Genomic DNA, 15,059 nt, shown 5'->3' on the forward strand with positions numbered 1-15,059 from the left:
AATTCTTGGGCTGCCCATTTCTCCATTTTTTTGCTTACCTCCACCTTGATTCCTTCTTTCAAAACTATACCTATCAATCGTTTCCCCTTTTTTTAAGTTTCTTCTCTTTTTGTTAAGAAAGCTCCGACTAATGGATAGCTTAAAAAGGGGGGAGAATTTAGTATCTGGGGAAATTTATCTAAATTTCGTTAAAATTATGATAGAAGGAATAGATCAGAAAAATGATGAATGAAAACTACCCGCTACTTTGAAGAACAAGTCTTGGTCAAAAGACCCTATCTTAAGCGAGAATGGTGTCAACAGGCTATCCAGAATCCAGTTAGACGAGAAATAGAACCAAATGGACGCATTCGTCATTGGTTATACATTCCCGAATTAGGAAAATACTTGCGAGTTGTCACTCTAGATGATGGAGAAACCATTCATAACGCCTTCCCAGATCGTAACTTTAAGGAGTAAAAAATGAAATTTAGTTATTATCCTGAAACCGATTCTCTATACATTAGCCTATCAGAAAAAACAAGCACCGATTCTCAAGAAATCGCCCCTGATATCGTTTTAGATTTTGATAGCGAAGGAAAATTAGTTGGAATTGATATTGATCAAGCTAGTCAAATTGTTGATTTAACTCGTTTAGAAACTGAATCTTTCCCCCTTAATTCTGTTATTTTAGCTCAATCAAAATAGTCTATATTAGAGTCAAATAGCCAAAGAGATAACCATGGCTAAAATCTCCATTTTTTTACCCGATAAACTGGTTAATTACCTAGACCAGAAAGTAGAAGATAAAAGCATTTTCATCGCCTCAATTTTACAACAATGGCGACAACAACAAGAAGCAGAAGAACTCGCCCAAGCTTTTTTAGCAGTAGATGAACTAGAATTAGGATGGACTGACGAATGGCAAACAGCAGCGATTATCAACTCGGAAGCATTATGGCTGAAGTAAAACTGAGTTCTAAACATCTAAACTCCTTAAAAAAATTTATTGAAGACGCATTAACCGAAAGACTGCAAGAACTTCAAGAAGGAATTAAGCGCACCCAAGAACGAATAACTTTTTTTGAAAATAAGTATCAAATGCAGACACAAGAATTTCTCAGACGATTTGAAAACAATGAATTGCAGCATACCTTAGACTTTGATGAATGGATGGGAGAAGCTTGGATGCTAGAAGCTTTACTGCAAGACAAAGAAGAAATTGAGGAGATAGAATTTGTTGATTAATGACTATTTTCAAGAGATTAGACATCTCATTGAAGCTTGTCCAATAGTTCAATCTTATAACCTCATTACTGATAGTAGAAGTCTTTATGTAGGGTTTGCTGAAAAAGTACGGGCGAAGCATTCGGATAGAAAATCTCTGGTTTCACCGATAGGTTATTGCCCGAATGCTTCGCCCCTACAGGACGCGGGCCGATAATAAAAGTTTATGCTCAGAAAATTAATTAGGGCTGGCTGAAAAAGTAGGGGCGAAGCATTCGGATAGAAAATCTCTGGTTTCACCGATAGGTTATTGCCCGAATGCTTCGCCCCTACAGGACGCGGACCGATGAAGACGCAAGGTTTTGAACGACGATTCTCTCAAAATTTTGCACCTGTTTCGCGAGAAAAGCCACAAATTTGACAGAAAAGAATTTGATTCGTCGGGTTGAGAAGGATATACAGTTCGGGTTTATAATGATAAAAGTTTATGCTCAGAAAATTAATTAGGGCTGGCTGAAAAAGTAGGGGCGAAGCATTCGGATAGGAAATCTACGGTTTCAGCGATAGGTTATGCCCGAATGCTTCGCCCCGAAGATGCAAGGTTTTCAACCACGATTCTCTCAAAATCTTGCACCTGTTTCGCAAAATAGGCCCCTAAAACCCTTACCTCGTCTATATTTCACATTTATTCAGCAAGCCCTAATTACACTCTTTTAAAAAGTTTCTTTATTTCGACAGTAGCTGTCAGTATCTCCCGTAATTGTAGCGTTTAGAAATGCCTAATCTTAACCAATTAACAAAGCGAGAAAGTATGAGCAACCCTTCTCGCTTTATTATAACTAAACCAACACCTCCACAGCTTGCGGAACTACTGCCGTCTCGGTCGTGGGATTTTCCCCTAGGTAAATTCCCAAAGAACGGGCTGTTTTGACGATAAAACCATTAGGATCCACGGGATAGGCACAGCGATGCTCTTGATGACATTGTTTGATAATTTTGATCACCGGTTTCAGGGGCAAACTACGCACTTGTCCCCCGCGCCAAATCACCACGCGATCGAGTTTTCCCTGTTCAATTAATTCTACGGCCTTAATGCCGAAAGCCGTGGCTAACAGTCGATCCATGGCCAAAGGAGGACGACTTCTTTGCAGGTGTCCCAAAGACATGGCCCGCACATCCATGGAATTGAGATAACAGAAGACGGGATCGGTAACGCACAAAGAGCGAGTTTTGTCAAATATTAATTTTTCTAAATAATCGGCAATATACTTCTCTTTTTGGTTATCTTCGTTTTTAACCCCCTCAGAAATTACAATAAGAGCAAATTGACGACCTTGAGCGCGTAATTGTGCCAAATGACGACAACAACCGTCGATAATTTCGGGAGTGAGAGCCGGGGTTAATTCGGGAATAAAAATCGCATCGGCCCCCCCGGCAATTCCGGCATGAAGAGCTAGATGACCGGCATCTCTACCCATCACCTGCACAATCATCACCCTTTCGTGACTAGCGGCGGTAAAGGTGAGATCATACAAAGCTTGAGTAACGATATCGACGGCAGTGGTAAAACCGACTGCCCATTCCGTATAGGGAACGTCATTATCGATGGTTTTGGGAACCGCGATAATATTCCAATTGCCTTTCTGGGCGAGATCGTAGATGATATCGATGCTCCCATCGCCCCCGACGACGATCAGGGCATCTAATCCCAGCATTTCGTATCCTTGCAGGATTTTCGTGGCAATTTCTGGGTTTTCGGGATGTCCTTTGCTCAAAGAACCCAAGATACTACCACTAAGGAACTGCAAAACGTCTAATCCTTTCAAGACCCCTGGCAGGTTATAGCCATGCTGAGTCAGGATCAAATCTTGGGCGTGATATTTTCCCTCGGCAATCTGCATAAAACCGTCGGTCCCGTAGGGGATGCCGTACACATCCCAACCCTTGAGTTTTGATGCTTTCACCACGGCACGAATTACCGCATTTAACCCCGGGCAATCGCCACCACTGGTCAGAATACCGATTTTTTTCCTTTGATTCTCGTTCATGGTTATATCCTCCAGGATTTTTTTGTCAGTTATCAGTTATCAGTTACCAGTGATCAGATGTAAGTGTTCAGTTTTCAGTTAAGTAGCTGGTTATAATTAAATTAAAAATGGATTTTAGGTTCGATCCCCCCTTAATCCCCCCTTGATAAGGGGGGTGCAGATGCCCCCTTAATCCCCCCTTGATAAGGGGGGTGTCTGATAATTTTTAACGCCTATCTACTTAAGTTTTCAGTTCACTGTTTACTGATTACTGTTTACTGTTTACTGATCACTGAAAAAAGCTCCCCATTTCCCACTTTTATTTGCTGGTGGTTTGAAAACGTTTCCAAACAGGTTCGTAACTTTGCAGAGCTTTCATGTACTGTACCCGTTCAAAAGCAGTGGGATCTGGGCAATTCATTTGACTCATACTGCCAATTAACTGCTCGATCGATTCATACTCATTTTCTTCCAACCAATGCAATAAACCCTGTTCGATCTTGATAATTTCCTCCAAACCGTGGCGTAATAAAACACTAACTAACATAGTCACTTTTGCCCCCACCATCATCATTTTGATCACGTCGATGGCGTTATGAATACCACTGGTAGCGGCAAAATCCGTCGCTACACGACCGTAAAGCATGGCAATCCAGCGCAGGGGTAAACGCATTGCTTGGGGATTACTGAGGATAATATTGGGGTGAACATCTAAGGTTTCTAAGTCGATATCCGGCTGATAGAAACGGTTAAATAATACCAACCCATCGGCCCCTGCTTCCGCTAATTGTTTAGCCATATTGGCCGTATTGCTAAAGTAGGGACTTAACTTCATCGAGACGGGAATCGATACCTCCGATTTGACAATTTTGAGGATATCAATATAGTTTTGTTCGACGTGATTTCCGGTTAATTCCAGGTCGTTGGGAACATAATAAACATTCAACTCCAAAGCATCAGCGCCCGCTTGTTGAATTTGAATGGCATACTCCAACCATCCCCCAGAGGTCTCACCGTTGAGACTGGCAATAATGGGAATATCGACCATTTCTTTGGCTTTGCGAATATGGTTGAGATATTCGTCGGAACCAACGTGAAAAACCTCCGGTTCGGGAAAATAAGTCAAAGCTTCCGCAAAACTCTCGGCTCCGTGGGTAAAATGATGGTGTAAAGCCAGTCTTTCGTGTTTAATCTGCTCCTCGAAAAAGGAGTGTAAAACCACGGCAGCGGCCCCAAAGTCTTCCATTCTCTTGATATTGTCGATATCCTCGCTCAAGGGTGCGGCCGCACCGATGACTAGCGGCGATCGCAATTGTAAACCCATGTAGGTAGTGTGTAGATTCATAACTATTCGTTGCTCCCTGTACCTTTTGCTGCTAAATACTGATACATTTGCCAGCGCGTATCCACATCTGCTTGTGCTTCTTTGAGCAGACGTTTAGCTTCCTCCGGCTTACTGGTGGCCAACATCTTAAAGCGATTCTCCGAGTAGAGAGTTTGCGCTACGGTAAGCTTAGGCGCACGGCTGTCCAATTGTAGGGGATTTTTGCCTTCTTTAGCTAAATCGGGATGATAACGGTACATTAACCAGCGACCGCTTTCCACCACTTCTTTTTGATGGTTCATGGCGGTGGTCATGTTGATCCCGTGAGCAATACAGTGAGAATAGGCGATAATTAACGATGGCCCGTTGTAAGCTTCCGCTTCTAGGAAAGCTTTGATAGTTTGCTCGTTTTTTGCCCCCATAGCCACGCTGGCCACATAGACGTTACCGTAGGTCATGGCCATTAAACCGAGGTCTTTTTTCGGTCCCGGTTTGCCACCAGAAGCAAATTTAGCTACGGCGGCCCGAGGAGTAGCTTTCGAGGCCTGGCCGCCCGTATTCGAGTAAACTTCCGTATCCATAACCAAAATATTCACATTGCGACCACTGGCTAAAACGTGATCTAAGCCACCATAACCGATGTCGTAGGCCCAACCGTCACCCCCGACAATCCAGACGCTTTTCTTGACCAGATAATCGGCCACGGATAACAACATTTTCACCTGCGTGGTCGGGGTTAATTGCCCTAAACGGGATTTTAGGGCCTCTACCCGTTGCCGTTGTTCGTAAATTTCTGCTTCATCCACTTGGTGACAATTGAGAATATCTGCCGCTAGACTTTCTCCGATTTCACTAGCGAGGGTTGCTAACAGTTCTGCGGCAAATTCTGCCTGTTTATCGATGGAAACTCGGAATCCTAAGCCAAATTCGGCATTATCTTCAAAGAGGGAATTCGACCAGGCCGGACCGCGACCTTCGGCATTAACTGCCCAGGGTGTTGTCGGTAAATTACCTCCGTAGATAGATGAACAACCGGTGGCATTAGCCACTATCATGCGATCGCCGAATAGCTGACTGACTAATTTAACGTAGGGAGTCTCACCACAACCGGCACAAGCGCCGGAAAACTCAAAGAGAGGTTCCTGCATTTGCTGATGGTTAATTTTATTGAGATTTAGGCTTGATCGGTCTGGATTAGGCAAATTAAGGAAGAAATCCCAGTTAACTCGTTCCTGTTCCCGCAGGGGCAATTGGGGAGCCATATTAATCGCTCTTAGACGCGGTTGCGATTTGTTTTTAGCGGGGCAAACATCAACGCAGATACCGCAACCGGTACAATCTTCGGCGGCCACTTGGATGGTGAATTTTAGCCCTTTCCAGTCGTGATCCTTGGCATTAGCGACTTTAAAGGTTTCCGGGGCTGTGGCTAATTCGGCCTCATCATAGACTTTCGAGCGAATAACGGCGTGGGGACAAACGAGAACGCATTTACCGCACTGAACACAGACATCTGCATCCCAAACGGGGATTTCTTGGGCAATATTGCGTTTTTCCCATTGGCTAGTGGCGGTGGGGTAAGTACCATCGTTGGGAAGGGCGCTAACGGGCAATTCCTCCCCGTGACGGGCGATAATTTTGCCGAGGACTTCTCGGACGAAAGCGGGTGCAGTGTCGGGAATCGGAGGTCTTAATTGCAAAGCTTCCGGGGTGACAGTGGCGGGAATTGGCACTTGATAGAGGTGTTCTAGGGCAGAATCCACAGCTTTGATGTTCATCTGCACGATTTCTTCCCCTTTCTTGCCGTAGGTCTTGCGGATGGCTTTTTTGATTTGTGCGATCGCGTCTTCCCGCGACAAAACCCCCGCTAGGGCAAAGAAACACACCTGCATCACGGTATTAATCCGACTGCCCATCCCCGCTTCTTTGGCTACTTGAGTGGCATTAATTGTATAAACTTGCAGATTTTTGTCGATGATAGTTTGCTGGAGATGGCGGGGTAAGTGACTAAATACCTCCTCCGGTGGATAGGGACTATTCAGGAGAAAAATTGAGTTCGATTTAGCGGTTTCTAGCAGGTCAAATTGTTCGACAAATTCCCACTGATGACAGGCGATAAAGTTAGCATCGGTGATTAAATAGGTAGAGCGAATCGGATGGGGTCCAAAGCGTAGGTGAGAAACGGTGACAGACCCAGATTTTTTGGAATCATAGACGAAATAACCCTGGGCATAATTATCAGTATCTTCACCGATGATTTTAATTGAATTTTTGTTAGCTCCCACCGTACCATCGGAACCTAAACCGTAGAAAACCGCCCGCACTACTTCGTCCGGTTCGGTGGAAAAACTGCGGTCATATTCCAGACTGGAAAAGGTAAGATCATCAACGATACCAATAGTGAAGTGATTTTTCGGTTTGTCGAGACTTAAGTTATCAAATATACCAGCAATCATGGCTGGAGTAAATTCTTTGGAAGATAAACCGTAGCGTCCTCCCACAATTTTCGGCAGCTTGCCTTCGTACTCTTCCATAAAGGCATTTACCACGTCTAAATATAGCGGATCGCCCCCAGCACCGGGTTCTTTACAGCGATCTAAAACGGCTATTTTTTTCACCGTGGTGGGCAGAGCTGCCAGTAATTTTTCGGCGGCAAAGGGACGATAGAGACGAACTTTTAAAACCCCAACTTTAGCCCCATTTTGATTGAGATAATCGACGGTTTCATGGACGGTTTCCCCTCCCGATCCCATTAACATAATCACTCTTTCGGCATCGGGCGCACCGTGGTATTCATAGAGATGGTATTGCCGTCCTGTTAATTGGGCAAAACGATCCATAATTTTTTGAGTGATATCGGGACAAGCATGATAGAAAGGATTGACGCTTTCCCTTGCCTGGAAATAAACATCGGGATTTTGTGCCGTGCCTCGTAAAACCGGTCGATCGGGAGTTAAAGCCCTTTGACGATGGGCAATAATTAGGTCTTCATCGATCAGTTCTTTGAGAGTTTCATCGCTAATTAATTCGACTTTTTGCACCTCATGACTGGTACGAAACCCATCAAAAAAGTGCAGAAAAGGAATCCTGGTTTCTAGGGTGGTAGCCGTGGCAATAGCCGCCAGATCTTGAGCTTCTTGAACGGAATTAGCCGCTAACATAGCCCAACCCGTACTTCTGGCAGACATGACATCACTATGATCCCCAAAAATTGACAACCCTTGGGCTGCTAAAGCACGGGCCGCCACATGAACCACTGAAGAGGTTAATTCCCCCGCAATTTTGTAGAAGTTGGGGAGCATTAATAGTAATCCCTGGGAGGAAGTGAAAGTAGTAGTTAAAGAGCCTGTTTGTAGCGCTCCGTGCAGGGTTCCCGCTGCCCCTCCTTCGCTCTGCATTTCGATTACGGAAGGGATGGTTCCCCAGAGATTAGCTCTGCGTTCGGCTGCCCAACTATCGGACCATTCACCCATAGGCGAGGAGGGAGTGATAGGATAAATAGCGATTACTTCACTGAGACGATAGGCAACGCGTGCAACAGCTTCGTTACCGTCTATGGTTGCATAGGTTTTTGTGGTCATGTGTTCCCCTTAGTTTTTACGATATTTGTCGGGATTTTAAGTTTTTTTACGGCTCAATTTCGCACTAAATATCCTCTCGTTTCCCTGACAACCGAAGGATCTTCTTTGAGCGTCGCTTTTGACTCCCTATCTACTATTGGACGCTTACGGCAGACAGGCTTAAGTAGAGCGATTTTTCTGTCTCCACCTCGATCATTATCCAGATTCTTGGCTTTCTAGCAATTCGTTATTTTTTCTTAATACGCTGCTGAGTTTGCCAGCAACCGACACTGGGATTAATTAATATTGAGAATTGATAAGTAATCGTGCAGAATTAATTTCCTAAATTTTTGATTTTTGCCAGCGGTCTAATAACCAGTTGATTTAGTCGGCCGATGAAGTTAAGATGTACTAGGTTGAACACAAATGAACTAAAGTACAAATTATCTTAACCCAAGGATAGGAAAATAGATCATGACTAACCTCGAAACCCTTACTCAAGCGCAACAGGAGTTGTACGACTGGCTAATTGAGTATATTCGCACTACTCAACACGCCCCTTCCATCCGGCAAATGATGCGAGCGATGAATTTACGCTCTCCTGCACCGATTCAAAGCCGTTTAGAACGTTTACGCGCCAAAGGCTATATTGATTGGACAGAAGGAAAAGCACGCACCCTGAGGATTCTCAAACAACCAGTGCAAGGTTTACCGGTTCTAGGTGCGATCGCTGCTGGTGGTTTAGTGGAACCCTTCACCGATGTGGAAGAAAAACTCGATCTTTCTAACCTGTTGCAACGCAGTCAAGACTGTTATGCCCTGCGCGTTTCCGGAGACAGTATGATCGAGGATCATATTGCCGATGGGGATCTAGTGATCATGCGTTCTCTCACGGGTAATGAAGCGGTGTCCAATGGGGAAATCGTCGCCGCTAGAGTCGAAGGCCACGGCACTACTTTAAAGCGTTTCTACCAAGAAGGAGAAATCATCACTCTCCAACCCTCCAATCAAAAATATCAACCAATTACAGCCAATACTGAACAAGTACAAGTACAAGGGGTTTTGGTTGGTGTTTGGCGCGGTTATTAGCCAAAACTGGGGCGCACTTAAGCGCCCCGATAATTTTTCCTCTCCTTGCTCCAGGAAAAAAATCGGGTTGGCAGACATAGGATAATATAAGGGTTTTAGCCTATCCCGAACTCAGATGTCTTAACTTTTATGCCCAAAAAACAGAAATATCCCCATCTCTTGGGATCAAAATGGACGGCAAAACAAAAAACATGGGGCTGGCGACATTTTCAAGTGGTCAATCGTCAAAATCGCGGTCAATGGGTTTTTGCCGAATTAGTCGCTTCCTGCGATCCGACTGTCCGCTTCTGGATTAATGCTAAACAGTTGCAAGACGCGAATCTCTGGCAATCAGGTTGGCAAACCCTAACGGAAATGAACCAACCCGACAGCGCCGACGAGATTATTGTAAATTAATATTAAGAAACCTTTTAATTTTTCACTCTTTGCCCATCAGCCACGCCGAGAGCTTTTTATTGCTGTTCCATAAAAGTCCGCACCGTACCATCGGAACCAAGCACCAGACGCAATTGGGGATTACCGGAGATATCGAGAGGAGAAACAAAAGGTTGATTGAGCAGCGGCATATTAGTGCGATCGAGATAGATTTTCGCCGCCTGTCCCAGGGGAATAATCTGTTTTAGGGAACCATCCTGATTTAAGACCAAACGGTACTCTAGAGTATGCTTGAGACTTTCCGGCGGTTGCCAACGGGATTGAAAATATTCTCTGGTTTCTGCCACTTGGGGAATTGTATCTAGTAAGTTCGTCTCTGGGGCTTTAGCGGTGCTTGTGGGCGGCTTGGGGTCTAAATTGACATTTTCGGGGTTAATAGGGCTTAGAGGCGGTAAATTGGGCAATTTTGGCGGTGCTGGAGTCGGATTCATCGTGGTGGGGGGAACATTTACCAGTGCATTTGTACCCTGAGCGCCAGTGACGGGGGGGGCAGTAATCGGGATTTTCTGATTATTCGGTTCAATTACGATCGCCGTGCCGCTTGGAAGCGAACCCGTGACTGGTGGCGGCGGTAAAGTGGGCGGCGGAATCACTAGGGGGACGCTAGAGGGGCGCACTGGGGCTGGAACGGTTGCCACGGGTGGCGGTGGCGGTAAAGGGGTTTTATTGCCCAAATTTGCCGGTAACTGCGGGTTTGGGGCGGCTGTTCCCGTGGGGGGTAAAGGCAGCGTTGGCAAGGGTTGGGGAATCTTGGCGCTATTGGGATCGGTGGTTAAATCATTGTTGACTGCTTGTTGCTGTTGATAAAATGCGATCGCTATTCCCCCGATAGTTATTAGGGCTGAGGCGATTAATCCCGTCCACATCAGGGCATTTTTTCGAGTTTTCTGGCGAATTAATGGGGGTATTAGGGGGCTTTCATGGTTATATTCCCCTAAAGCATTGGCTAGATCGAATAATTGCGATGTGGTTAATTCGATCTCCTGTTTATCCTGATCGGTTAGCAGGGAACCTAAAAATAATTGATGCTGCAGAAGTCCCTGACAACGGAGAGAGGGTAAGGAGGGGAGATGGCTTTCGGGGGAACCACTAGCCACGAAAGAGAGGGTAGAAACGGGACTAGAGAGTAAATTCTGCACATAATTAGCGACAATTTCCCCTAGGAGTTGTAATTGTGTGCGATCGCCTTTGATCGTCACCTGTTTTTCCTCACTCAATCTAGGATCATCAAAGCGCAATTGAAAGTGGGCATCGTTTAAGACATTTTTACCTAACCAAACCGCTAGAGGCGAACTATTTCCCCAAATTTCTAGGGTACAGGTGGGAGGTGTATATTTGCGAATTAGATTACTCATTTTTAGTTATCGGTGGGAATTATAAATTATGAATTATGAATTATGAACTGGGAAGCTTTTTTTCAGTGATCAGTAAACAGTAATCAGTGAACTGAAAACTTACATCTGATAACTGATAACTGATAACTGATAACTGATAGGCTTTTTATTTTTTACTTGCCAAAAGGGTGTGCCAAAGAAGGAGATGACTGCGGGGGCTGCTGTAGAACAATAAATCGATTAATAATTTCCAGGCTAGGGAAGTTAGGCTAGAATCAATGAGATTATTTTCCGATATTTCTGGGTATTTTAAGCGAAAATTATCGATATAATTGCCCAAAAGCGTGGTTTTGACCGGTTCTTCTCCTTGAGTTCCCACTTGTTCCAAGAGAATTACAGCGCGACGGATTAACTCTTGCTTTTTTTGGGCGAGATGACAGAGGAGGAGAACTAGAGAACGGATGTCCGCTAGGGAAAGTTTTGACTGGGGTTGCCAGTGGTGGGCAACTAGGCGATCGCTTGTATCTGCATCTAAGGCTAATTCTTGGGCTGCTTGGGTGATAGAATCGGAGTCTAAATTAGCTAGAGAGACTAAAGCAACCAAAATCAGGTTTAAATAGCTATTAATATTCTCTAACTGCTCGTTACTGGGTGAGATAGCTAGGGGTAAATCCTCACCCGTGGAGGACTCGGCAGACTGAGGCATAGTCAAGGACATAGATAAAAGGAATTGCCAGGAGAAAAACTTGGGTTTAGGAGAAAAAATCACTGGTTCTAAAGTGTCATAATAATTGAGATTGTTCTTTTCTTGCACGTCCGCTCACCGATTGCCTCCTACCCAATGAGTTTAGAATCCGCTACCGATGAAGTCATTAAGCAAAATTTAGAACAATTTCTAATTGTTTTGTCCGTTTCCCTGAGTGTGGCGACGGTTTCGAGGATTTTTAGCTGGTTTCGCCAGATTCCTTACACCCTATTGTTAGTGATAGTCGGTTTAGGTTTAGCCTTCATCGATATCCGTCTGGTGAACCTATCCCCCGAACTGATTCTAGAAATTTTTCTGCCCCCTTTGCTATTTGAAGCCGCTTGGAATACGCGCTGGCGAGATCTGAAGGATAATTGGATTCCCGTCAGTCTTTTCGCTATTGTCGGCGTAATTATCTCGATTTTCGGGGTTGGCTTTGCCCTCGATGAATTGACCAATTTGCCCCTATTTACGGCATTATTAGTGGGTGCGAGCCTTTCTTCTACGGATCCCGTCGCTGTTGTCGCTCTTTTTCGCGAATTGGGGGCCAGTAAAAACCTCACCGTGCTTTTGGAAGGGGAAAGCTTATTTAATGATGGGGTCGCTGTGGTCGCTTTCGCTCTTTTGGTGGAAATTCCCCTCGGTGCTAGTGGTCTATCCTTAGAGACAACCATTAGCCGGATTGCGGCTTTTATCGGTATCGGGGTGGCAGTGGGTTGTTTAGTGGGTTTTGGTATCTCCTATCTGACTCAACGTCTCGATTTACCCCTAGTGGAACAGTCTTTAACTCTTGTGTCCGCCTACGGTGCTTATTTATTAACCGAGGAGTTCGGGGGTTCGGGGGTAATCGGAGTGGTGACTACGGGGATTATTTTAGGTAATTTTGGCTCTAGAATTAGTATGAGTCCCCGTACCCGCCTATTAGTCACGCAATTCTGGGAGTTTCTCGCTTTTTTTGTCAATTCGATCGTTTTTCTCCTCATCGGCGATCAGATCCGTCTCTCCAGTTTAGCCGATAATCTCAATTTAATTTTTATCACGATCGCTGCCGTAGTAGCGGCCCGTTTTCTGGCTACCTTTGCTTTAGCAACTGTTAGTAATGCCTTGATGGAAACTAAAATTAATTGGCGGGAAAAAACGGTTTTATGGTGGGGAGGTTTGCGTGGTTCCGTTTCTATTGCCCTAGCTTTAAGTGTGCCGGTTATTTTTCCCAATCGTCAGGATATCATCGATATCGTTTTCGGAGTTGTTCTCTTTACCCTGTTGGTTCAAGGATTAACTATTCAAACTTTCCTATCGAGATTAGACTTGATCGGTGATCAACCAATTCGAGAAAACTATGCGGAACTTTTAGCCCGACGGGTAGCTTTAAAAAGGGTTTTAGACTATCTTTCTAAGTTAGATAAATCTCCCGATGTTGCCCCCGAATTTTTTAGTTATGAGCAGCATCTCGTCAAAGAAAAGTTAAAGACTGTAGAAGCGGAAATACAATCTCTCAACGATAGTTATCCCCAATTACAGCTATTAACAATGGAACAACTTCGGGAAACCCTCCTAGATATCGAAGCTGATACCTACGCTGAATTTATTCGATCCGGTCGTTTAACTAGCAATTTATCCCCCGTCCTTCAAGAAATTCTCGCTGAAAGTAAAATCAGTGAACAGTAGGACTATTTTGGGGTATATACACTAAATGAACTACCTTTATTAAGTGGTACAAACCCAGAACTACAAGTTAAAAACCGCTACAAAGAATCTTGACCAAGCCATTTCTTCTTCTTGACTCCATAATAAGTTGAGACGTAAAAGATAGAACCTCTCATTTTCAAAATCGGAATTATCTAAATCGGGATAGTTTAAGTTGTGATCGCATCTATACTCATCGGCTAAGTCCTCTGGTGATTAGGATCATAATTCTCGACCATTTGTGTTTTTAACTAGGGTTTTCAGTTTGCGATTGCTCACTCCTTTCTCTTTTCTAATCTACTTTACACGTTCACAAATTGCGCTTTTTACTCAGATGTTGTTCTCCTTTGCGGTGGTGCGGTTTGGGGGTTTGGGGACGGGGAATAAAAGGTTGTATATTATAGGTGGGGTCTGTTTGGTGGCAGGGATGGCACTGAAACAGCTTGGGAATGTGAGGGGGGTAAGTAAGAAATTGGGGCAGTGAGGTAAAAAGCAGATTTATTTTTCGGTGACATTTTCTTCTGGCTGCTGTAGCGTTGTTCCGATTGAAGAAGGTGGAGTCGTAGAAACTGGAGAAGGTGCAACCACTTTTCCAAAAACTGTCTGCCAAAAAAACCCGTTCTGAAAGGAAAAGGTGAATGTCAAAATATCGTATTGGCCTTTACTAAAATTCCACACGACCAAAAATATGATGGGAGAAATAAGTGTAGGTAGAACCAATTTCCATACATCAAGATGTACAGGAGCAACGCCGACTCGACTGTGGATAGCATCCCATAACGTTCTTGCAAACATTCCAGCTAACATAAATACGAAAAGCCCAAAGCCGCCAATAAATCCGTTTCGCAGGGGTAATAGTTGGGGGAAAAGATAGAAGCCATACCAAAGTATCAATCCTAATATAATGAGGATAAAAGGAATTAAAAAGATTAAGAAGATTACGGATACGAGAAGTTTAAGAGTAGAATACAATTGTTTCAATTCATCTGTTATTGCCACAGGTCCTGTTGTTATTGCCACAGGTCCTGTGCCTGTTGTGAGCGGAAACCTCGTATAGAAAAGCTGGAGATTGTTGAAATTAGAATTAGGGTATCCCGATAGAAACAAATGTAATGATAGAAAATTTGATATGAAAGGTAAGAACGAAAGAACAGAAACTGAAAATTTAAGTGTTTCAGTTATTTCAGTAATTTCGTTAGTGATTGCTCTAATTGTTTGGGGGCGAGATCTTACTGCCGTTATCAATGATACCCCAAATAAAATACAAGAAGAAACTATGAATGCGTCCATAATCTAGGCTCCTGCTGCTAGGCTTAACAAAAATAGCTATAGCGGTTTTCACAGAAGTGAGTCCCGATTGAAACGCTGAAACGCCTATCTATCAAGGGATTTACTATACATTATTAGACAGAAAACCGCTATAAATCAATACTAACTCAACACCCGCAAAATCTCCCGTTCTGGGTTTGCGGGTCTTGGATGGCGGCCACCTTCTCCTTGGGGATGCACTTGCGGGACTTGATCGGGCGGTCTGATCCGCGGTGTCTTCGGCAGCACCTTCTTCAGAGCCGAAGCGGTCATCGACTATCCCCCTGAAGAATTAGAACGGGAGATGGACTGTTGATTAGGGATGCTGTCACTAACAGCACTTGCTTG

Annotated in this window: 14 protein-coding genes; 8 read left to right on the forward strand and 6 right to left on the reverse strand. The window is 44.2% G+C overall.

Annotation, left to right across the window (positions count from 1 at the left end; all coding sequences use genetic code 11):
• Positions 1-228 precede the first annotated feature (228 nt).
• The 4 genes from IM473_RS07500 to IM473_RS07515 are packed head-to-tail and all read left to right on the forward strand — an operon-like array spanning position 229 to position 1,227.
• Positions 229-459, forward strand: coding sequence for a hypothetical protein (locus IM473_RS07500; protein WP_002742722.1), 231 nt, complete (start codon positions 229-231; stop codon positions 457-459).
• A gap of 3 nt (positions 460-462) precedes the next feature.
• On the forward strand, positions 463-687 hold the full coding sequence (locus IM473_RS07505; RefSeq protein WP_002742721.1) for a DUF2283 domain-containing protein: 225 nt from the start codon (positions 463-465) through the stop codon (positions 685-687).
• Between the two features lie 34 nt (positions 688-721).
• Complete coding sequence (locus tag IM473_RS07510) at positions 722-949, forward strand: DUF8778 family protein (protein ID WP_287658259.1); 228 nt, start codon at positions 722-724, stop codon at positions 947-949.
• Complete coding sequence (locus IM473_RS07515) at positions 937-1,227, forward strand: hypothetical protein (RefSeq protein ID WP_061431800.1); 291 nt, start codon at positions 937-939, stop codon at positions 1,225-1,227. The genes IM473_RS07510 and IM473_RS07515 overlap by 13 nt, the downstream gene beginning before the upstream one ends.
• An 818-nt stretch (positions 1,228-2,045) precedes the next feature.
• Here IM473_RS07515 and IM473_RS07520 read toward each other — a convergent pair.
• From IM473_RS07520 to nifJ, 3 genes are all read right to left on the reverse strand, one after another.
• Complete coding sequence (locus tag IM473_RS07520; protein WP_287658260.1) at positions 2,046-3,254, reverse strand: ATP-dependent 6-phosphofructokinase; 1,209 nt, start codon at positions 3,252-3,254, stop codon at positions 2,046-2,048.
• Between the two features lie 298 nt (positions 3,255-3,552).
• Positions 3,553-4,578: a dihydroorotate dehydrogenase-like protein gene (locus IM473_RS07525; protein ID WP_287658261.1), complete on the reverse strand. Its 1,026-nt coding sequence runs from the start codon at positions 4,576-4,578 to the stop codon at positions 3,553-3,555.
• 2 nt (positions 4,579-4,580) lie between these two features.
• On the reverse strand, positions 4,581-8,135 hold the full coding sequence (gene nifJ / locus IM473_RS07530; protein WP_287658262.1) for a pyruvate:ferredoxin (flavodoxin) oxidoreductase: 3,555 nt from the start codon (positions 8,133-8,135) through the stop codon (positions 4,581-4,583).
• 453 nt (positions 8,136-8,588) lie between these two features.
• Here nifJ and lexA point away from each other — a divergent pair, with 453 nt between their 5' ends.
• Positions 8,589-9,203 carry a transcriptional repressor LexA gene (gene lexA, locus IM473_RS07535; protein ID WP_079209078.1) on the forward strand — a complete coding sequence of 205 codons (615 nt, stop codon included), beginning with the start codon at positions 8,589-8,591 and terminating at the stop codon, positions 9,201-9,203.
• A 129-nt stretch (positions 9,204-9,332) separates the two neighbouring features.
• A complete protein-coding gene (locus IM473_RS07540; protein ID WP_002737176.1) occupies positions 9,333-9,599 on the forward strand; it encodes a TIGR02450 family Trp-rich protein in 267 nt (88 codons plus the stop codon).
• A gap of 56 nt (positions 9,600-9,655) precedes the next feature.
• On the opposite strand, the gene IM473_RS07545 is transcribed toward IM473_RS07540, so the two are convergent.
• A complete protein-coding gene (locus IM473_RS07545; protein WP_287658263.1) occupies positions 9,656-10,993 on the reverse strand; it encodes a DUF4335 domain-containing protein in 1,338 nt (445 codons plus the stop codon).
• Positions 10,994-11,138: 145 nt separating this feature from the next.
• A complete protein-coding gene (locus IM473_RS07550; RefSeq protein ID WP_287658309.1) occupies positions 11,139-11,678 on the reverse strand; it encodes a DUF3038 domain-containing protein in 540 nt (179 codons plus the stop codon).
• A gap of 135 nt (positions 11,679-11,813) precedes the next feature.
• Here IM473_RS07550 and IM473_RS07555 point away from each other — a divergent pair, with 135 nt between their 5' ends.
• A complete protein-coding gene (locus IM473_RS07555; RefSeq protein ID WP_147072914.1) occupies positions 11,814-13,385 on the forward strand; it encodes a Na+/H+ antiporter in 1,572 nt (523 codons plus the stop codon).
• Between the two features lie 516 nt (positions 13,386-13,901).
• On the opposite strand, the gene IM473_RS07560 is transcribed toward IM473_RS07555, so the two are convergent.
• Entirely contained in the window at positions 13,902-14,423 is a 522-nt protein-coding gene (locus IM473_RS07560; protein ID WP_287690399.1) for a hypothetical protein, read from the reverse strand.
• A 52-nt stretch (positions 14,424-14,475) separates the two neighbouring features.
• Between IM473_RS07560 and IM473_RS07565 the strand changes: the two genes are divergently transcribed.
• The gene (locus tag IM473_RS07565; protein ID WP_287690401.1) at positions 14,476-14,700 is read left to right on the forward strand and encodes a hypothetical protein; all 225 of its coding nucleotides are present in this window, start codon (positions 14,476-14,478) and stop codon (positions 14,698-14,700) included.
• Positions 14,701-15,059: the final 359 nt, after the last annotated feature.

The sequence above is a fragment of the Microcystis sp. M015S2 genome (genome assembly GCF_020245945.1).
Classification (GTDB): Bacteria; Cyanobacteriota; Cyanobacteriia; order Cyanobacteriales; family Microcystaceae; genus Microcystis.

What these genes read in the sequence shown, in the direction of transcription:
- IM473_RS07500 (WP_002742722.1), top strand. Translation starts at nt 229, where the DNA reads ATGAAAACTACCCGCTACTTTGAAGAACAAGTCTTGGTCAAAAGACCC.
- IM473_RS07505 (WP_002742721.1), top strand. Translation starts at nt 463, where the DNA reads ATGAAATTTAGTTATTATCCTGAAACCGATTCTCTATACATTAGCCTA.
- IM473_RS07510 (WP_287658259.1), top strand. Translation starts at nt 722, where the DNA reads ATGGCTAAAATCTCCATTTTTTTACCCGATAAACTGGTTAATTACCTA.
- IM473_RS07515 (WP_061431800.1), top strand. Translation starts at nt 937, where the DNA reads ATGGCTGAAGTAAAACTGAGTTCTAAACATCTAAACTCCTTAAAAAAA.
- IM473_RS07520 (WP_287658260.1), bottom strand. Translation starts at nt 3,254, where the DNA reads ATGAACGAGAATCAAAGGAAAAAAATCGGTATTCTGACCAGTGGTGGC.
- IM473_RS07525 (WP_287658261.1), bottom strand. Translation starts at nt 4,578, where the DNA reads ATGAATCTACACACTACCTACATGGGTTTACAATTGCGATCGCCGCTA.
- nifJ (WP_287658262.1), bottom strand. Translation starts at nt 8,135, where the DNA reads ATGACCACAAAAACCTATGCAACCATAGACGGTAACGAAGCTGTTGCA.
- lexA (WP_079209078.1), top strand. Translation starts at nt 8,589, where the DNA reads ATGACTAACCTCGAAACCCTTACTCAAGCGCAACAGGAGTTGTACGAC.
- IM473_RS07540 (WP_002737176.1), top strand. Translation starts at nt 9,333, where the DNA reads ATGCCCAAAAAACAGAAATATCCCCATCTCTTGGGATCAAAATGGACG.
- IM473_RS07545 (WP_287658263.1), bottom strand. Translation starts at nt 10,993, where the DNA reads ATGAGTAATCTAATTCGCAAATATACACCTCCCACCTGTACCCTAGAA.
- IM473_RS07550 (WP_287658309.1), bottom strand. Translation starts at nt 11,678, where the DNA reads ATGCCTCAGTCTGCCGAGTCCTCCACGGGTGAGGATTTACCCCTAGCT.
- IM473_RS07555 (WP_147072914.1), top strand. Translation starts at nt 11,814, where the DNA reads ATGAGTTTAGAATCCGCTACCGATGAAGTCATTAAGCAAAATTTAGAA.